The 20514-nt window shown below is 35.0% G+C and carries 16 protein-coding genes and 1 pseudogene; all 17 read right to left on the reverse strand.

Going from position 1 to position 20514, the window contains the following annotated elements; all coding sequences use genetic code 11:
• Window positions 1-14: 14 nt before the first annotated feature.
• The 17 genes and pseudogenes from rnr to heR all read right to left on the reverse strand — a co-directional run bounded on the left by rnr (window position 15) and on the right by heR (window position 20316).
• The gene (rnr, locus tag B9Y54_RS01220) at window positions 15-2417 is read right to left on the reverse strand and encodes a ribonuclease R (protein ID WP_085558615.1); all 2403 of its coding nucleotides are present in this window, start codon (window positions 2415-2417) and stop codon (window positions 15-17) included.
• A 5-nt stretch (window positions 2418-2422) separates the two neighbouring features.
• Entirely contained in the window at window positions 2423-3178 is a 756-nt protein-coding gene (locus B9Y54_RS01225) for an alpha/beta hydrolase (protein WP_085558616.1), read from the reverse strand.
• A 209-nt stretch (window positions 3179-3387) separates the two neighbouring features.
• Window positions 3388-4311 carry an Mn/Fe ABC transporter substrate-binding lipoprotein EfaA gene (efaA, locus tag B9Y54_RS01230; RefSeq protein ID WP_085558617.1) on the reverse strand — a complete coding sequence of 308 codons (924 nt, stop codon included), beginning with the start codon at window positions 4309-4311 and terminating at the stop codon, window positions 3388-3390.
• Window positions 4308-5153, reverse strand: coding sequence for a metal ABC transporter permease (locus B9Y54_RS01235; protein ID WP_085558618.1), 846 nt, complete (start codon window positions 5151-5153; stop codon window positions 4308-4310). Before B9Y54_RS01235 ends, efaA begins: the two co-directional genes overlap by 4 nt.
• The gene (locus B9Y54_RS01240) at window positions 5153-5887 is read right to left on the reverse strand and encodes a metal ABC transporter ATP-binding protein (RefSeq protein WP_085558619.1); all 735 of its coding nucleotides are present in this window, start codon (window positions 5885-5887) and stop codon (window positions 5153-5155) included. The genes B9Y54_RS01235 and B9Y54_RS01240 overlap by 1 nt, the downstream gene beginning before the upstream one ends.
• A 376-nt stretch (window positions 5888-6263) precedes the next feature.
• The gene (gene secG, locus B9Y54_RS01245; RefSeq protein ID WP_085558620.1) at window positions 6264-6500 is read right to left on the reverse strand and encodes a preprotein translocase subunit SecG; all 237 of its coding nucleotides are present in this window, start codon (window positions 6498-6500) and stop codon (window positions 6264-6266) included.
• A gap of 205 nt (window positions 6501-6705) precedes the next feature.
• Window positions 6706-7218 carry a mannose/fructose/sorbose PTS transporter subunit IIB gene (locus B9Y54_RS01250; RefSeq protein WP_085558621.1) on the reverse strand — a complete coding sequence of 171 codons (513 nt, stop codon included), beginning with the start codon at window positions 7216-7218 and terminating at the stop codon, window positions 6706-6708.
• A 140-nt stretch (window positions 7219-7358) separates the two neighbouring features.
• Window positions 7359-10192: pseudogene (locus tag B9Y54_RS01255) on the reverse strand (sigma-54-dependent transcriptional regulator).
• 138 nt (window positions 10193-10330) lie between these two features.
• Window positions 10331-11188, reverse strand: coding sequence for a hypothetical protein (locus tag B9Y54_RS12420; RefSeq protein ID WP_085558622.1), 858 nt, complete (start codon window positions 11186-11188; stop codon window positions 10331-10333).
• Window positions 11189-11214: 26 nt separating this feature from the next.
• Window positions 11215-11721, reverse strand: a complete 507-nt coding sequence (locus B9Y54_RS01265; RefSeq protein WP_159446033.1) for a DUF4145 domain-containing protein — start codon at window positions 11719-11721, stop codon at window positions 11215-11217.
• Window positions 11722-11903: 182 nt separating this feature from the next.
• Window positions 11904-13199 carry a phosphopyruvate hydratase gene (gene eno / locus B9Y54_RS01270; RefSeq protein ID WP_085558624.1) on the reverse strand — a complete coding sequence of 432 codons (1296 nt, stop codon included), beginning with the start codon at window positions 13197-13199 and terminating at the stop codon, window positions 11904-11906.
• 301 nt (window positions 13200-13500) lie between these two features.
• On the reverse strand, window positions 13501-15033 hold the full coding sequence (gene gpmI, locus B9Y54_RS01275; RefSeq protein WP_085558625.1) for a 2,3-bisphosphoglycerate-independent phosphoglycerate mutase: 1533 nt from the start codon (window positions 15031-15033) through the stop codon (window positions 13501-13503).
• A complete protein-coding gene (tpiA, locus tag B9Y54_RS01280; RefSeq protein WP_085558626.1) occupies window positions 15033-15788 on the reverse strand; it encodes a triose-phosphate isomerase in 756 nt (251 codons plus the stop codon). Before tpiA ends, gpmI begins: the two co-directional genes overlap by 1 nt.
• Before the next feature lie 36 nt (window positions 15789-15824).
• Window positions 15825-17009 carry a phosphoglycerate kinase gene (locus tag B9Y54_RS01285; protein WP_085558627.1) on the reverse strand — a complete coding sequence of 395 codons (1185 nt, stop codon included), beginning with the start codon at window positions 17007-17009 and terminating at the stop codon, window positions 15825-15827.
• Between the two features lie 87 nt (window positions 17010-17096).
• Window positions 17097-18104 carry a type I glyceraldehyde-3-phosphate dehydrogenase gene (gap, locus tag B9Y54_RS01290; RefSeq protein ID WP_085558628.1) on the reverse strand — a complete coding sequence of 336 codons (1008 nt, stop codon included), beginning with the start codon at window positions 18102-18104 and terminating at the stop codon, window positions 17097-17099.
• A gap of 39 nt (window positions 18105-18143) precedes the next feature.
• The gene (locus B9Y54_RS01295) at window positions 18144-19181 is read right to left on the reverse strand and encodes a sugar-binding transcriptional regulator (protein WP_085558629.1); all 1038 of its coding nucleotides are present in this window, start codon (window positions 19179-19181) and stop codon (window positions 18144-18146) included.
• Window positions 19182-19530: 349 nt separating this feature from the next.
• Complete coding sequence (gene heR, locus B9Y54_RS01300) at window positions 19531-20316, reverse strand: heliorhodopsin HeR (RefSeq protein ID WP_085558630.1); 786 nt, start codon at window positions 20314-20316, stop codon at window positions 19531-19533.
• Between the last annotated feature and the right edge of the window lie 198 nt (window positions 20317-20514).

The following is a 20514-nucleotide window of genomic DNA, read 5'->3' on the forward strand; positions in this document are numbered from 1 at the left end:
GCCTCCCTACTTGCTTAACTACGTTTCTTTTTAGGTTTGCCTTTTTTGGCAACATCTTTATAAAATGGTTTATTTTTCTTTTTATCAGTAGAATTAGTATTTTTACTATCTTTAGCTGGATAGCTTGTTTTTTTATTTAGTGGTCCTTTAGATTGTTTCTGTCTATCTGGTTTACGGTTTCCTGATTTCTTTTTATCTTTATCATCACTTTTTTTCAATTGTGTAAAAGAATCTGCTTTTGGTGCATCAGGATCTGGTATCAATTCAAAGTCAATTTCACGCGTTTCAGGGTTTGCTTTCGTTACTTTAATTTTGACTTTTTGGCCAATACGATAAACAACGCCTGTACGCTCTCCAACTAACAGCAGTTGTTCTTCAACATAGTTGTAATAGTCATCTTTCATATTAGAAATATGAACAAGACCTTCAACGGTATTTGGCAATTCAATGAATAAGCCAAATCTCAATACTGAACCAATAATTCCTGTAAATGTTTCGCCAACTTTGTCGACCATATATTCCGTTTTCTTCAATGCATCTGTTTCTCTTTCAGCATCTACGGCACGGCGTTCCATTTTAGAACTTTGAATCGCAATTTCGGGAAGAAGACTATTCCACTTATCTTTTTGATCTGATTCTGTACCATTTTCACTGTATGAACGAATCAAACGGTGTAAAATTAAATCAGGGTAACGTCTAATCGGTGACGTAAAGTGAGAATAATAATCAGCAGCTAGGCCGTAATGACCCAAGGGTTCAACATCGTATTTGGCTTGCTTCATACTACGCAACAGCATAGTTGAAATAACCGTTTCTTCAGGTTTACCTGCTACGCTTCTCAAAACTTTTTGCAGGCTTTTTGGTGAGATATTTTCACTTAGTCCTTTTACAGAAATACCAAAGGCAGTAACGAATTCCATAAATTTTTGCATCCGATCGCTATCTGGTTGTTCATGCACACGGTAAATCATTGGAACTTTTAGACGCGTGAAATGTTCTGACACTGTTTCGTTGGCCGCAAGCATGAAAGATTCTATGATGCGCTCGCCAATGCCTCTTTCGCGTAAAACAATATCTAACGGATGTCCTTGTGAATCAACAATGATTTTAGCTTCTGGAGATTCAAAATCAATCGCACCACGTGTTTTTCTACTGGCTTCTAGAATTTTATGCAAGTCAGCCATATTTTCAAACATCGGAATTAAATCTGCGTTTTCTTTACGCACTGCCTCATCTGTATCCATAATAATTTGATTAACTTGTGTATAACTCATGCGGCGATAAGAACGAATCACACTTTGGAAGACATCATGATTCACAACTTTACCGGTTGAATCTATTTCCATCTCACAACTCATTGCTAAGCGGTCTTCATTTGGATTCAAAGAACAAATACCATTTGATAAACGGTGTGGCAGCATAGGAATCACTCGATCGGTTAAGTAAACACTAGTAGCACGATCAAATGCCTCTTTATCTAACGGGCTGTCCTCGGTTACGTAATAAGAAACATCTGCAATATGAACACCTAATTTAAAATGGCCATTTGCTAATTTTTTAACGGTTACCGCATCATCTAAATCTTTAGCGTCTTCTCCATCGATTGTAACAACTATTTCATCACGTAAGTCACGGCGATTTTCCATATCTTTTTCAGTTATCTTGTCGGGCACTTCATTGGCTTGAGCCATCACTTCTTCTGGAAACTCGATTTGAATACCATGTTTATAGACAATCGTTAAAATATCAATGCCTGGATCATTTTTGTGTCCAACGATAGATTTAACAATACCTTGCATACTTCTCGGAAACTCTTTATCTGGATACAAAGTTAGCTCAACTAAAACAATCGCTCCATCAACTGGTTTAATGCCTTTTTCTTCAATAAATACTCTAAAATCAGTTAACTTTTTATCTTTTGGTTCAATGTAGCCATATAATCCAGTCTCATCAACGCCTTCTTGGGTATAAGCAAAGAACTCTCCAACTAATTGAGTGAATTTACGTTCGATAATCGCTTTAACACGGCCTTCAGCACCTTTATCAAACCACGGTTCTGCTGGGCGAGTAATTTCTATTGTCACAATATCTCCATCTAATGCAAAATTCGTTTGATTGTTAGGAATATAAATATCATTTTCTTCATCTTCAATCGATACAAACCCAAAACCGCGATCACTTGCTCGAAAAATACCAGATAAAACACCTGCTTTTTCAGCTAGTTTAAACTCGCCTTTTTTATTAAGAAAAACCGTTCCTTCACGCTCTATATCAGCTAAAGTTGAAACGAGCATTTTAAAATCAACCGAACTAGTCAGCTTCATTCCTTCACTTAATTCTTTTACTTTAAAAGCCATTTGATCTTGTTCGTTCATATATACCAAGATAGCCTCTTTTATTGTTTGATTATTTTTCATTCATTTTACTCTCCATTCCAATTTAAATCAGATAGGAAAAATAATACATCCTTTTCTAACTCTCTTCTGTCTACACCTACTGTGATGACATGTGTACTATTTTCATACCATTTAAAATCTATTTTTGCATGTATCAGTTTTTCTTTAAATTGCACCGCTATTTGCGGGTTGATTAATTCATCTTGGCCAGACTGAGCAATAAATATAGGCTTTATTATTTCTTGATAAGCTGGTTGCATCTCAGAAACCATTTCAGAAATTTCAGCTAATTGTTGATTAAGCTTTTCTTCAACTAACACCATCCGAGAGTCTATACCTTCGTTTGTTTGTCCCGCTTGCTTTTTCACATGCCTAACATATCGTAAAAAAGCTGGTCTCAAATTGCTTTCTTCATCATTTATTGTTGGCGAACTAAATGTTCCACTCGCTAAAATAGATTCTGATGTCATCATCTTGGTTGCTATGACCCCACCTAATGATAGACCAAAGACTGCAACGTATTGGTATCCTTTTCCAGCTAAAAATTGTAAGGCATCTTTTGCATCTTGAATCCAGTCTGCAGTAGTCGCTGTCAAGATATCTTCTGGATCAAGTGTACCATGTCCTTTAAACATCGGTGCATATACTGTATAGTTTTCTTTTTCTAAAGCGCGCCCCATCATTCTAACATCATTTGGACTACCTGTATAAGCATGCATCAATAAAACTGCTTTAGGCCCTTTTTCAAAAAAAAACGGTTGCGGCAGTATTTGTTTGGCCATCGTGAAAATCTCCCCCTGTGATATTTCCTATTACTTTCTATTTTACTTTATATTTACCTATTTTCATACCCATACACTACCGAAACATCTATTTACTCCTGACTTCTATCTATTATTCTTATTTTTTTTAATCTAAATAAAAAACTAATGCAATAAAACCATATAAATGGTCCCATCACATTAGTTTTCTCTCAAATCTTACAATCATTTTATTTATTTAGACCTTCGTGAATTTTTGTTAGATTCCATTCCATCATATCATAGTAACTGTCTCCATTTTCTCCTTCTTTTGCAACGGAATCAGTAAAAAGCGTTTCATAAATTGGAACTCCTGTTTCTTTTGAAACACTTTGCATGCTCCGGTTATCAACACTTGTTTCTACAAATAATGATGGGACCTTGCTCTCTCTAATAGTATCAATGATTGTACTCATTTGTTCTGGTGTTCCTTGGCTATCTGTATTGATTTCCCAGATATAATCACCAGTCACCCCATAAGCGGCTGAGAAGTACTTAAAGGCACCTTCACTAGTAACCAATAATTTTTGATCTTCAGGGATATCTTCAAATTCTTTTTTTGCTTTAGTATCTAATGCTGTTAATTTTTCAATATAGGCATCTGAATTGTTTTGATAGTCTGCTTTATTATCTGGATCTTTTTCCATCAAAACTTCAGTAATATTTTTAACGTACTGAATGCCGTTACTAATATCTAACCACGCATGAGGATCTTGTTCAGATTCTTGCCCCGCAGAAGTTAGAAACATTGGCTGAACTCCTTCGCTTGTAGAAAAATAATCTTCTCCTTCAATTTTCTTAGACGTTTCCATCAAGTTAACAAACCAGCCATCTCCACCAGTTTCCAAGTTCAAACCATTATAAAAAATAACGTCTGAATCTGTTGATTTTTCAATATCTGCAGGAAGTACTTCGTACTGATGGGGGTCTGTACCGACTGGAACAATACTGTGTAACTCAATATTATCGCCTGCTACATTTTTAATCATATCCGCTAAGATAGAGTTTGTCGCGACAACTTGTAGTTTGCCACTTTCTACTGCTTCGTCATTTCCACAAGCTGCTATGAAAACTACCAACGTTAATAAAGCTAAAATTAATTTTATTTTTTTCATTTTATAGCCTTCCTTCTCTTAATAAGTAAATTTTGTTTTGGTGAAAATAAGAATGCAATAATAAAGAATATAGTTGTTGTCAAGACGATCGCAGCACCTGAAGCTAAATTATATGAATAGCTTAAGAATAGGCCAACAACCGAACTGATTACACCGATTGTAGAAGCAATTAAAATCATAACAGATAGTCTATTTGATAATAAATAAGCTGTTGCTGCAGGTGTAATTAACATCGCTACCACTAAAATAGTACCAACTGTCTGTAAAGCTGAAACAGCTACTAGTGTAAGTAATAGCATTAATGTGTAATGGATAACTTGCGTTTTCAATCCATAAGCTTGTGACATCACTGGGTCAAACGAACTAACAAGTAGTTCTTTATAAAAAACAATCACAAATAAAATAACAATGATAGCAATAATCACAGTAATAATCATATCGCTTTGTGTTATAGCTAAGACGTTACCGAATAAAATATGGTATAAATCGGTTGAACTTTTTGCAAAAGAAATCGCAATAATACCGGCTGCAAAAAAGGAACTGAAGACAATTCCGATAGCGGTATCGCTTTTTAATTTACTGTGCTGAGTAACTAAGGCAATCATTACTGCCGCAAATAAACCGAATACCGTTGCTCCAATAAAGTAGTTTACTCCTACAATATATGAAACAGCTACACCAGGAAGGACCGCATGTGATATCGCATCCCCCATTAATGACATCCCTCTTAAAATGATGAAGCACCCAATCACTCCTGATACGACTCCAATAACGATTGACGTAAATAACGCATTTTGTAAAAATTGATACTTTGTTAAGCCTTCTATAAAGTTAGCAATCATTAATCATTGACCCCCTTGATCATTAAGTCTCCCATAGAATCCCCATAGGCTGCTTTGATATTTGCAGTTGTAAATGATTTAGAAATAGGACCATAACTAATCAATTCTTGATTTAAAATAATTAAATCATCAAAATAAGTTGTTACTTTACTTAAGTCATGGTGAACAACAACAATCGTTTTGCCTTCATCTCTTAATTTTTTAAGTAAATCAATAATCACTTTTTCACTATTCATATCAATACCAACAAATGGTTCGTCTAAAAAAATAATATCAGCTTCTTGAGCTAGAGCACGTGCAATAAAGACCCGTTGCAATTGTCCACCAGATAGTTCACCAATTTGACGATTTCCAAATTCTTCCATTTTAACTTGCTTAAGACTTTCTATTACTTTTTGCTTTTCTTTTTCTTTCGGACGATGAAAAAGACCAAGTTTAGGAAATGTTCCTAATAAAACTGTTTCACTTACTTTTATAGGAAAAGTTAAATCAATGGTATTTCTTTGTTCCACATATGCAATGTTTTTCCTCACATTATTTAAAGGTTGATTATTCACGGTTGTCACACCAGAATTTTTTTTAACTAAATCCATCATGCCTTTAATTAGTGTTGATTTTCCGGCTCCATTAGGTCCGATGATTCCAGTTATAGCTTTTTCTCTAATTGTGAGCGATACGTCAGAAAGTGCTGGTTCATCTTGGTAAGTAACGGTTAAATTTTTTAATTCAATCATGTTGTAACGACCTCTCTTTTTGTTCAGTTAATTATTTATAAGTTCAGAAAAAAATTAAGGTGTGCCTAAACCTCGTTTAAAGTATAACTAAATAGAGTAGTTTTAGCAACCTTTTTTGTTTAAATAATCGATAATTCTTACTAATTATAGCTACCACATCCCTAATTCAAATGGGATTCGACTTGTAAGCGGATACTTTTTTATCAATATACTAATTGCTTATCCATTGAATTTCTTATGTATTTTTATTTATTTTTCAAAAAAATAAAAAGGCTTAGTAACAGATTATTTTCAATCTACTACCAAGACCTTTTTTAATTTTATTTTTTTAAATAAAAAATTACCCACGATTTACTGGGTAACTTGACGTATTTATTTAACCAACTGATAAATAAGCCAATAGTAGTGCTATTACAAAAAAGGCAATTCCTAAAACAACGGTTACTCGTTGTAAAACAGCTTCAAAACCGCGTGCTTTTTGTTTGCCGAATAATTGTTCTGCTCCACCAGTAAACGCGCTAGCTGCATTATTTGTTTTAGTCGGTTGCATCACAATCACAATGATAAGTAGAACTGATACTATAAGTTCAGCAATTAAAAATGTATCGTACACGTTTAATGCCCTCCTGTCTAACGTTTCTCTTGCAACTTACTTTAACATAATGAACACTAAATTACCAGAAGAGTTTAGCCGTTCATCCTATTTAAAATAGAATGAACGGCTTTCTTAAATCTGGCCCAACGAATCTATCTCCTACTCAACTTTATTTGACTTGTATCTTTTTCTACTGTTTATTCTAGTACAGGATTCTAATTAATTAATTGTTTTTGAATTCACAGCATATTTTCTTTTTTAAAAGATCCATCATATGAGTTTTGCTATCAGATACAACTTTTCTAATTTCTAATTCAATTCCTTGTTTATTTAAATAATTAAAATCTTCAATATCTTTTGCGTTTACAGCAACAGCATTTGTAATCATTTTTTTTCCAGCAGAAAAACTCATTCCTCCAATATTAACAGAAGGAATTTTAACCCCACCTTCTACAACTCTTTTTACATCATGTGGATTTGTGAATAATAACATTGCTTTAAAAACATCAAATTGTGGATCTTGATAAATAGCAATCATCTTATCTATTGTTATGACATTAGCCGTCCCACCGGGAGGTGCTGCATGTTTTAATAGCGTTTTTCTTAATGTATCTTTTGCAACTTCATCACTTATCACTAATATACGATTAATTTTCAGCGTTTTTGTCCAAACTGTTGCCACTTGACCATGAATCAAACGATCATCAATTCGTACTAAACGAATATCCATTACCATAATCAACCATCCTTATCTTTAGTCCATTGAATTACTCACCATGGACGACACTCTTTTTAGCGTTATTAAGAAGTTTAGTCACTGGGTGAAAAATAGACAGTTCTAAATGACTCGAATCATTTAGAACGTCTATTTTACCTTTACTCTTCTAATTGTTTATCAAAGATTTTTAAAATATAAAAAATTTCTGAGTCAGGAATAACAAGATTTAATTTTGTTTTCACCATTGCGTTTGCTTCTAGTACAGCATCAAGGTAAAGATTATCTTCTTGATATTCTTCTTGTAAGGAAAGTGTATCATTTAGTAGTACCCGTTCAAGCACACCAGCTATATGCATAATTAGCCCTATCTTTAGACTATTGCAAAATGATTGTTTCCTATTTACTTCTATTATTTCGCTGTATTCCCACAGAATAGAAATTAGTTTCTTAGGATTTAAAAACGTAAAGTACGTTCCTAGATAGTCTTCACACAATTCTTTCGTATCTATCGACTCAACTAAACTTAATTCCTCGTCTTGACTATCTAAGACCACTTGCTTAATCCGTTCTTTTCCAAAAGATTGAAACAGTTCTTCCAAGGAAAGGTGAGGAACTTGAATCGTAGGCTTACTTACTCCAGCAGTAGCTAAGATGTGGTACTTTTCTGCTATCTTCTTGACCGTTGAATCCATATCTAATAAAGAGATAGAAATCACTTCAATGTCTTCATCTATAAATGTCGCTAGTAATTCTTCAACACGTTGTTTAATGATAACCGCAGTACCTTCTCCAGTCGAACAAATCGTAATAATGGCTTTAGGCTGATAGGTTTTTATTGTTACATCATCCTCTTTAGAAGAATGAGGATACTCTAAAAAATTGCTGTATCCTCTAAAATTTTTGAGTGTATCATAAATCTCATCTAATGAACTATCCATTAATGATATTTTTCTAGCCGCTTCTAATACAACTGGTGTTGTAACCATATCTATCGTTTTGATAGGAACATCCATTTCTCGCATTAACTTATTGCCAAAAGTCGTTAACGAACCCATATCTACTAACAATAAGACACCATTGCCTTCATTGACACGTTGGACAGCCTCTTGTACCATGCTGTAAACACGATGAGGAGACATCTCTAATGGCATATCTACTGCAACAATATTTTGGACATTTAATAACTTTGTCACGACTTGAACCATACTTGTTGCTGTACTTCTCCCATGAGCAGCTACAATAATTCCTACTTGGCCAATTAAATTTTGCTCTCTTAAAGAAACCAATAACATCGTCAAGTACCAACATTCTACTTCAGGAACGATAATCTGATATTTCGTTTTGATATGATCTTTGATCATCAACGCAACTGAGTACTCTTTTTTATAACTAGAAATCAAGTTTTCTAGTTCTTTATTTGTTTTAGTTTGTACAACGCCTTCTTTAGAACGCTTAATAAAGGAACTCAAATGCAAGCTCATCGCATATAAGAAATTATCTTTAAAATGATAATTTAAATACTCTTCTGCCATAGCACGAATTTCTTTCGTTAAAGTAATAATTTCTTGATCAACGATATCCTTTAAACTTTTTTCATTATCAAAATTTAATTTATTGGTTTTGTAAAATGACTTTAAATGCAAGTTAATATCTGTTGTAATAAAATTTTCGATATTTTCTGCATTTACACCTTCCGCTTTCAATAAAGCTGCTTTGTCTCCTATAATTTCATATAAATTAAAAGGTAGTTCATAAGCATCTTTTTCTAAAATATAAACAGAATTATCCGGTTGTAAAATCAATCTAGGCTCTAAGTAATTAGAAATTTCATTTAACTCTTCACGATGTTTGGCTAGATTAATCAAACCATCTTGAATAATAGGGGTCAAGTCATCCATCACAATTAAAACTTCATTATGATTATCCATACTATTTAAGAAGCCTTTGGCACAAGCTAATTGAACATTTGATTTTAACTGACCGACGTTTCCATAAGTCACACTACCTAATAAAGCTTTTACAACATTCTCATCTACTACAATACGCTTGTTGATTCTTTTAGCTTCAATAGATAAAAGTAATTTTACTAATTGGACACGTTCCTTGGCTGGACGATCATTAAACGAAGGAAGTTGAATAGTTATCGGTATACGACGGACAAAGGTTTTTAATAACGCAGAGTCAGGATCTTCTGTTGTGGCACAAATAATACGAACATTAGCTGTTAGGCGCTCTTCGGTATCGCCCATTCGTTGGAACGTTCCGTTATCCATAAAATAAAAGAGCATTTCTTGACCTTCTGGTGGTAGGCGATGAATTTCATCTAAGAACAACATATTTTTATCTGCTTTAACAAGCAAACCATCTTTGTCTTCGGTTGCTCCTGTATAAGATCCCTTAGCATGCCCGAATAAATGCGACATTAATAATTGTGGGTTCTGAGAATAATCAGCACAGTTAAAAATAATCATAGATTTAGTTTGGTCAATAACGCTTTTTGACTGAGAATATTCATACATTGCATTCGCAAAAAATGTTTTCCCTGAACCAGTGGGACCGATTATCAGGCTATTTAGCCCTTTAGGCGGATAAAATATTGCTGCTTTTGCTTGTTCCATCTGGTTTTTTAAACTACCATTTGAGCCAATCATATAATCGAATAAAGTCTTATCTGATTTATTTTTTATTTTTTTTATAGATTTATCTTTTTTTTCGTCAACCAACGTACGTTCTTTATAAGATTTTACTTTTGTAGTTAATGGTTTCCAAACTAAACAAGTCTTATCTACATATCTGACAGGTCGACCACTAATTTTTATTATTTTTCTTCCCGAACTAATTCATTTAGTTCCTTACTAACATTGTTACGAATAATATCTAACTCTTCCGCAATTTCGAGAGTCGTTAAACCATTGCCAAATTCGATTTCTTCTTTAGTTAACCGTTCTGTATTTTTTTTAACATAGTGATAAATCAAATCTTTGCGCTTCATCTATTCACCGCCTTTTTCTATTATCCATACGAGTATACCACATTATAAATTCATACACTATTTTAATAGTGTATGAATAAAAAAACCTTCGTTGTTCGGAATGAGTCCGCCAATAAAGATTCTTTAAGTTCGTTCCTATCACTTACTAAACTTTACTCTTTTATTTAATAATTTAGCTTGTAGTTTAGTAGCATTTGCAAAATTACTCAATGCTTTTCTTTGAATCTCATCTAGTAATTCATAATCAATGGTTATGATTTTCTTTGATAAAAAAGCATACTGTTCATTAATATCAGAACTTGCTTCACTAAGTTTATCTCTGAACAGTATTATTTCCGGAGTTACTCGTTTTAGATTCTTAATTTCTTTAAGTATGTTGTCTATCTTTTTTTTAATTTCTAAGGTCATTTTTTCATTCTTTTTTTTAGTGCCTTTTCCAATCATATACGCCCCAGCCCCACCGACAGCCCAACCTATTGGTCCTGTTAGCCCAACAACTAAAGAACCCAATCCTATTCCACCACCGCCAGCTACTAGTGCTCCGCCACCAAGCCAAGCTAAAGCTGCGTTAGTTGCTGCTGCTCCAGATAATGCGCTGATAGCTGTTCCTGTAGAAGCAACACCAAAAGTAGTGGCTGAAGCCATTAAAATATTAGCTCCTAATACTCCAACAACTGCTCCCGTACCCGTAACTGCAGCTGCAGATTTGATTACCTTTTCATCTATTTTCTTTATCTCTTTTTCTAACGTTTGTAGCTCAAATGTAAAATCTTTTAAACTTGATTCTGTAGATTCAATAGTGATACTAATTTCATCAGGAGTGTTTCTAAATAAATTATAATAATTAACACACCTTAAAATAGTATGATACAATTTTTGTTTATTTTCATAAATTTCTTGAGCAATTAAATTAACCTCTTCTACTACTATTTCATACTGTTCAACAGTTTTATAGTGTAATTTCTCATAAATCACTCGCTCTTCTTTTCCTAACATGATTAAAAGCACCTCCCTTTAGTCTATTATGTTCTAAAAAATGAATCACATTCTGCTATTTCAGTATAATTAAATTCACAATCTTCGATTGAAACAGCTTTTAGTTTAAGGTAATCCGTTAGTCCATCTTCTTTAACATAAGGAGCTTGTATTTTGATACCAGTCTTTTGATCATACCACCACTTTGTAAATTCAAAAAAATCAGATAATGTATCTTCTAATTCTAACTTAGTAATTATGTGGTCTTCATGTTTAGCTTTGTTCCCTTTTCTTCTTAAACGATGCATCGTATCTACAATAGACGAATCTAGCTCCATTCTCTTAGGAATTTCATTGATAGCGCAATACAATTTATTGTAATTTTCCTTTTCGAATGCTTCTATCTTAAAAACAAATTGCTTAAGCATTTTTTCTAATAGGCTTATTGCCTCTCTAGTTTGTAAGGAATAGTTATTTGGGTGTATCTCCATTTCTCTAATACTTTTAAATAAGTCAGGAAATGCCTCTTTTAAAAAGATATAATTTGAATCCACGTTCTCACTACCTTTCAAATTTACTCCTGATAAAGTTAGTATATCATACAATCAGTGGGCTAAATACATAATAAAAAAACCTTCGTTGTTCGGAATGGGTCCGACCAACAAAGGTTTCATTTTTTTGCTTTTTAGTTTGTAAATAGACGTTAAATGGGTTAACTTCTATTTACTTAAATCGCTTATTTTTTTAAGTTGTAGAAAGCTTTTAGTCCACCATAAACAGCTAGGTCGCCTAATTGATCTTCAATACGTAACAATTGGTTGTATTTTGCAATACGGTCTGTACGTGAAAGTGATCCAGTTTTAATTTGACCAGCATTTGTTGCAACAGCGATATCAGCAATTGTTGAATCTTCTGTTTCACCAGAACGGTGAGAAACTACTGCTGTATAACCAGCTTTTTTAGCCATTTCAATAGCATCAAATGTTTCAGTTAATGTACCGATTTGGTTAACTTTGATAAGGATTGAGTTTGAAACGCCCATCTCAATTGCTTTAGCTAATTTTTCAGGGTTTGTAACAAAGATATCATCTCCAACGATTTGAACTTTATCGCCTAAAACATCCGTTAATTTCTTAGTTCCTTCCCAGTCATTTTCATCTAAGCCATCTTCAATAGAGATGATTGGGTATTTAGCAACTAAGTCTTCATAAATTTTGATCATTTCGTCAGCTGTTTTTTCACCTTCGCCTGAATCTGCTAAGTCATAAACACCTTTGTCTTTGTTGTAGAATTCTGAAGAAGCAGCATCCATAGCAAGAACAATATCTTCACCAGGTTTGTAGCCAGCTTTTTTGATTGCTTCGATAATAACTTCAAAGCCTTCTTCGTTTGATTTCAAGTTAGGAGCAAATCCACCCTCGTCACCAACAGAAGTTGCTAAACCTTTTTCTTTTAAGATACCAGCTAATGCATGGAAAACTTCTGCTCCCATACGTAGAGCTTCTTTAAATGTTGGCGCTCCCACAGGCATAATCATGAACTCTTGGAAGTCAATACTGTTGTTAGCATGTGATCCACCATTAATAATGTTCATCATTGGTGTTGGCAATGTTTTAGCATTAAATCCACCTAAATATTGGTATAAAGGAAGGTCTAAGAAATCAGCAGCAGCGCGTGCAACGGCAATAGAAACACCTAAAATAGCATTTGCTCCCAATTTTTCTTTGTTTGGTGTGCCATCTAATTCAATCATTGTTTTATCGATTGCCATTTGATCGCGTACGTCAAATCCTAAGATAGCTTCTGAAATAATGTTATTTACATTATCAACGGCTTTAGTAACACCTTTGCCAAGGTAACGATTTTTGTCTCCATCACGTAATTCGATTGCTTCGTGCTCACCAGTTGATGCGCCTGAAGGAACCATTCCACGGCCAAATGCTCCGCTTTCTGTGTAAACTTCTACTTCGATTGTTGGGTTTCCTCGTGAATCTAGTACTTCGCGAGCTAAAATATCTGTAATAAATGGCATTTATATTACTCTCCTTTGAGTTTCAATATTTTTGACCTAGGACGTTATTGTCCATGGCTTCATTCTAATTATATTTTACCTAAGATGCAATGATTTTCAATCGATTCTGCCTATTCATTATTTTCTATAAATTATCTGATTCAACTTCATACTTTATCCTCAACAGGATCTGCAGGCTCTTGTTAATTTTACTCATATAAAATCTACCGTGAATCATTTTTTTACGTTGATTTGCGCAAATCAACAGATAAAACAATAGAATAGGTTTCATCAGTTTCTATTTTACATCAAAACTAACAAATTATGGGTTAATTATTAAACTTTCTCCAGTCATTTCTACTGGTTTTTCAATGTTTAATAAATCTAGCATTGTTGGAGCAATATCTGCTAATCTTCCGCCCTCACGTAATGTAACACCTTTTTTCGTTACAATTACGGGTACAGGTACCGTTGTATGAGCAGTGTGTGGATTTCCTTCTGGAGTAAGCATTGTATCTGCATTACCATGATCTGCAAAGATAATAGCATAGCCGCCTTTAGCAACGATGGCATCAACAATACGTCCTAGATTTTCATCCACTGCTTCAATTGCTTTAATTGTTGGTTCTAGCATGCCTGAGTGACCTACCATGTCTGGATTAGCAAAGTTCAAGATGATTGCATCAGATTGGTCTGCTTCAATATCAGCCACTAATGCATCTGTCACTTCGTAAGCACTCATTTCAGGTTTCAAGTCATACGTTTCTACTTTAGGGGAAGGAATTAAAATGCGGTTTTCTCCCGGGAACTCTTCATTACGACCACCATTCATAAAGAATGTAACATGTGGGTATTTTTCTGTCTCTGCAATACGCAATTGTTTCAAACCTTTGTCAGAAAGAACTTCTCCAATTACATTGTTCATTGGAATTGGTGCAAATGCAACTTCAGCTTTGATGCTTGGGTTGTATAAAGTCATTGTAACAAATTTAACATTTTGAGCTCTAACGCCACGTTCAAAGTGTTCCCACTCGTCATTTGTGAAAGCATTAGATAATTGGATAGCACGATCTGGTCGGAAGTTGAAAAAGATGATAGCGTCGTTACTTTTTACATTTGCTACGGGCTTGCCGTCTTTTTCAATCACTGTTGGAAGAACAAACTCATCAAATTTCTCTGATGCATAGCTTGTTTGAACAGCTTCCATCGCACTAGTTGCTTTAACACCTTCGCCATGAGCGATAGCATTGTAAGCTTTTTCGACACGTTCCCAGCGCTTATCTCTATCCATTGCATAAAAGCGTCCGGAAACTGTTGCAATTTCACCTGCTCCAATTTCTTGCATGGCTTTTTCTAATTGCTCTACGTAGCCAATTCCTGAATTAGGCGCTACATCGCGTCCATCAAGAAAAGCATGAACGTAAATATTGCGTACGCCTTTTTCTTTTGCTGTTTTGATTAAAGAAATCAAGTGGTTGATGTGACTATGCACACCACCGTCAGACAATAATCCAAATAAATGTAAATCAGATTGGTTTTCAATCGTATGATTCATCGCTCCACTTAAAACTGGATTTACTTGGAAATCACCATCTTCGATTGCCTTATCAATACGAGTTAAGCTTTGGTAAACAATGCGTCCAGCACCAATATTGGTATGTCCAACTTCTGAATTCCCCATTTGGCCTGCTGGAAGACCTACGTCTAGACCAGAAGCTTTTAATTGATTGTGAGGATAAATATCCATGTAGCGATCAAAATTAGGTTTTTTAGCTTGCGCTACCGCATTACCCATGACTTCGTTACGCCATCCAAGTCCATCAAGAATAATGATGGCTACTGGTGATTTTTTCATTATTTAATTGCCCCCAATAATGCTAAGAAAGAATCTGGTTCTAAGCTAGCTCCACCGACTAGTGCTCCATCAATATCTGATTGAGCCATGTATTCAGCGATATTTTCAGGTTTCACACTGCCACCGTATTGGATACGGACTGCTTCAGCTGCTTCTTTAGAAACTTCTTTAGCGATCGTTTCGCGAATAACAGAACATGTATCATTTGCATCTTTAGATGTAGATGATTTACCTGTTCCAATTGCCCAGATAGGCTCGTAAGCAAGAACAGATTTAGCAACTTGCTCCTTTGTTAAACCAGCAATTGCTGCTACGATTTGTTGGCTTACCCATTCATTTGTTTGTCCAGCTTTACGTTGTTCTAACGTTTCACCACAACAAATAATTGGTGTCATACCATTGTTGAAAATAGCATGAGCTTTTTTGTTAACGTCTTCGTTTGTTTCATGGAAATACTCACGACGTTCTGAGTGTCCGATGATCACATAGTCTACTCCGATATCATTTAATGCTGCTGGACTTGTCTCTCCAGTAAAAGCACCTGAATTTTCGAAATAAGCATTTTGAGCTGCAATTCTTAATTCTGTGCCTTTAGCAGCATTTACTAATTCATGTAAAAATAAAGTAGGAGCTCCAATAACAGAGTCCACTTTTTCTGCTGAAGAAATGTTTGACTTAACTGCTTCAACAAATGCTAAAGCTTCTGAAGCTGTTTTATTTAATTTCCAGTTGCCAGCTATAATTGGTTTACGCATAAAAAATAACTTCCTTTCATCTAGCTAAAAACTATCTTATTTGTTAGAGATTGATGATACTCCTGGTAATTCTTTGCCCTCAAGATATTCAAGAGATGCTCCGCCACCAGTAGAAATATGAGTGAATTGATCAGCAAAACCAAGTTCCATAGCTGCTGCTGCAGAATCTCCGCCACCAATAATTGTTGTTGCATCTGTTAAGTTTGCAATAGCTTCACACACACCAATTGTACCGTTAGCAAAGTTTGTCATTTCAAATACGCCCATTGGTCCGTTCCATACAACTGTTTTAGCACCTTGTAATTCTTTAGTGAATAATTCAATTGTTTTTGGCCCAATGTCTAGTCCCATTTGATCATTTGGAATTGCTTCATGAACTTCATTAGCAACATCATTACTAAACTCAGGAGCTGTGATTGAGTCAACCGGCAAAATTAATTTGTCGCCGCCTTTTTCAATAAGAGTCTTAGCTAATTCAATTTTATCTTCCTCAACTAATGACTTACCGATTTCAATTCCTTTAGCAGCGTAGAATGTATAAGTCATTCCTCCACCAATAAGAACTTTATCCGCTTTATCTAATAAGTTTTCAATAACTCCAATTTTATCACTAACTTTTGCGCCGCCTAAAATAGCAATAAAAGGACGTTGTGGTTCATCAACTGCACCACCGATAAACTTGATTTCTTTATCCATTAAGAACCCAGCAGCTGTTTCAAGATTAGAAGCAACTCCAACGTTTGAAGCATGTGTTCTGTGGGCTGTACCGAATGCATCGTTGACGAATACGTCACCTAGGCTAGCCCAGTACTTACCAAGTTCAGCGTCGTTTTTGCTTTCTTTCTTGCCATCAATGTCTTCAAAACGAGTGTTTTCGAATAATAAGACTTCGCCATTTGCTAATGAAGCAACAGCATCTTCTAATTCTTTGCCACGAGTTTCAGGTACGAAGGTTACTTCTTTACCTAATAATTCGCTCAAACGCTCTGCAATAGGACGCAATGTTTTATCTGCTTTGTCTTCTTCTGTTTTCACTTTACCTAAATGAGAGAAAAGAATAACTTTTCCACCTTGTTCAATAATGTATTGAATCGTTGGTAAAGCAGCTTGGATACGGTTATCATTCGTGATTTTACCGTCTTTCATTGGCACGTTGAAATCAGCACGGACCAGTACTTTTTTATCTTTTAATTCTAAATCTGTTACAACTTTTTTTACCATTGAGATCCTCCTCAATTCTACTAATTTATTCAAAAATAAAAACAGGGAAGCGCGCAGCTCCCCCGCTTATCAAAACGTCTTTATTAATTATTTGCTCAATTTAGCGAAATACTCTAACGTACGAATTAATTGTGCAGTATATGACATTTCATTGTCATACCAAGAAACAGTTTTAACTAATTGCTTGTCTCCAACGGTCATAACTTTTGTTTGAGTTGCATCATATAATGAACCAAATGTCATGCCTAAAACGTCTGAAGAAACGATTGGGTCTTCAGTGTAACCATAAGACTCGTTTGATGCTGCTTTCATAGCTGCGTCAACTTCTTCAACTGTTACAGTTTTTTCTAAAACAGTGATTAATTCTGTTAATGAACCAGCCGGTACAGGCACACGTTGCGCTGCTCCATCTAATTTACCTTTTAATTCAGGAATAACTAAACCAATTGCTTTAGCAGCTCCAGTTGTATTAGGAACGATGTTAGCTGCTGCTGCACGAGCACGACGGAAGTCGCCACCAGCGTGTGGAGCATCTAATGTATTTTGGTCACCTGTATAAGCGTGAATTGTAGTCATTAAACCTTGAACAATTCCATATTTGTCATTTAGTACTTGAGCCATAGGTGCTAAACAGTTCGTTGTACATGAAGCTCCAGAAATAACTGTTTCAGAACCGTCAAGAATTTCGTGGTTTACATTGTAAACGATTGTTTTCATGTCGCCTGATGCAGGTGCAGAGATTACAACTTTTTTAGCTCCTGCTTTTAAGTGTAATTCAGCTTTTTCTTGAGAATTGAAGAAGCCAGTACATTCTAAAACGATTTCTACGCCTAATTCTCCCCATGGAAGTTCTTCAGGGTTACGGTTGCTTAAAACTTTTACGTCTTTGCCGTTAACATTGAATGCGCCATCTTTAACTTCAACTTCACCATTGAAACGTCCTTGTGTTGTATCATATTTCAACAAGTGAGCCAACATGTTTGCATCTGTTAAATCGTTGATTGCTACTACTTCCATACCTTCTACTTCTTGAATGCGACGGAATGCAAGACGACCAATACGTCCAAAACCATTAATACCTACTTTAACTGTCATAACTAAATTTCCTCCTTTAGGAATCGTAAAAAATTTATTTTAAAGGGTTATCCCTCTTAAAATCTGATTGGCGGCACCTTCGTCTGTGATTAACCACGTTTGGGAAGGTACATTTTTCATATGTGCTTCAATCGCCTTGGCTTTAGAATTTCCTCCTGCAACTGCGATCACACTTGGTATTCGTGTAAGATCTTTTGATTGCATACCAATACGTGGGATTTTATAAACAACTTCCCCATTCTGGTTATAGAATTCTCCGAAAGCTTCACCAACTGCTGCTTTGTTTTTAATCAGAGCTAGAACTTCTTTGCTCATACCTCTGCGCTTTGCCATATGTGTTGCATCTCCAATACTATAGAGAACACAGTTAGCTTGTTCCACCAGATCTAGCGTTTTTTTGATCTCTGGTTCTTTTAAGAGCGGCTTGTACGTTTCTTCGCTCACTTGTTCTGGTACATATAAAACACGGTTTTTCCCACCAGTTCTCTTAGCCATCTGTGCACTAACAGCGTTAGCTTGGATTTCTACTGACTCACCTAGTCCACCTCTAGCTGGTACAAACAATAATTTACGGTGGTAGGAAAGACTTCCATCCATATGATTCGCAACTTCTGCCATTGTTGTTCCGCCCATAACAGCAATGATGTTCATTCCTTCAGGTAATAATACCTTCAACGAATCCATTGTTGCGCGTCCTAACTCATCTTGAACCTTGGGCTGCTCCTCAACATTTCCAGAAACAATTACACAATGTTCTATCTTAAAATAGGTGGCTAATTGATTTTCTTTCTCTCGCATCCCCAATAATTGGCCCATTATCTGATCTAAATCATGGTATACACTTTCTCCACTTACGGTTAGCTGCATGCCTACTTTAGATGTTTTAATTAAGCCCTGTCTTTTCAATGCGTCTACTTCAGTTCTTAGTACACGCTCAGTAATATCCATTTTGTCGGCCAGCACTCTACGCCCAATAGGACCTAGTAAATAAACATTGCGCAAAATTTGATACCGTCTCCTCAGCGTATCCATAATGTCCGGTGTAACTTTTTCTACGATAGACAATATATCCTGCATGAGTTCCCTCTTTCTCAGTGGGTCAATTAACGACCACGTGAGTCGCCGGGCGACCCTTGTTGACTAAAAAAACAAGAGATTTAAGTGAAACAAGACATTCAGTTAACTGTATGCTCTACTCTTGTTTTCCACTGCAGTCTAAAAATGTGCACTGCTTTTATTCCTTACTTCTACCATTATATCATCTAGTCTTTTTAGTTTCAAGCTTTAAGGGGCAAACCAAGGAATATTATTCGCATTTTTTTACCTCACTCTAAAGAATGAATAGTAACAATATTGTTTGAATAAAAATAAAACCGCTCAGCAGACATCGTCTATTGAGTGGTTTTATTTTTATTATTTTAGACTCTTAACCAGGCTGCATAACTCCTGCAAACGCTAACCATGCTAATACAGATTTAGCAACTAAACTTAAAATGATGTAGGCACGTTCTCCATAAAGATAATTTTTCCAGGGACCGACTTTTTTATACTGTAAAATCATATTTACTGGAAACAGATTAAAGAAAACAAAATAGGTTCCTGCTAAAGCATAAACGAACCAAGGAACTTCTGATGGATCAGCATTTCCGAATGCGTACAATAAAATAACTATCCATGGAACGAAACCGGCAATTGTTCCAAAAATAAACGACTTCCAATCTGTTGACTTTCTGTAGTAAGTCATTTCCTCCATGACTAAACCGAATAGATTCATCGTGGCATTAAGAACAAACATTAAAATAAGTGATCCAATGTCATATACACCAAACAACATCGCTATTAAAATAATCATTAATGACGAACTAATCGCATATTCATACCATCTAAAGCGATTCATATTTCTTTCTAAATCTTTATTGTATATTTTATTTCCCCAAGGCGTCACAATAATAAAATGTGCTAGTGCAGAGATAAATAAAAATAAAGAGACCATTATCCCGAATGGAGCACTAAAAAGTTCTTTTTCTTCAGTTAACAATCTCATCTGAGTTGTATCAAATGTAAGGAAATAAGAGCGAATAGGAATCTTAAAATCAGCAATTCGATCAATAAAAATAGCAAATCCAAGCATTAAGCTCCCTTGGACTAAATGCAATAACCCCATAATAATGTTAAATCTTTTTAACGATTTGAAATCTATTACTTTAGCCATTAAAACCACCCCTTTTTTTAGTTAAACTAGAAATTTCATTTTGCTATTCTAGTTTACTATATTTCTTCTTTGTACACGCTTATTATACGCTTTTTCTATAAATATAACTATTTATATGCTTAGTTATTTAAAATTCTTGTCTTCTTTTTCATAACTAATGAGGTTATTTAGCTTGTATTTATTGATTAACCTATCCGA

Source organism: Carnobacterium iners, from assembly GCF_900177385.1.
Classification (GTDB): Bacteria; Bacillota; Bacilli; order Lactobacillales; family Carnobacteriaceae; genus Carnobacterium_A; species Carnobacterium_A iners.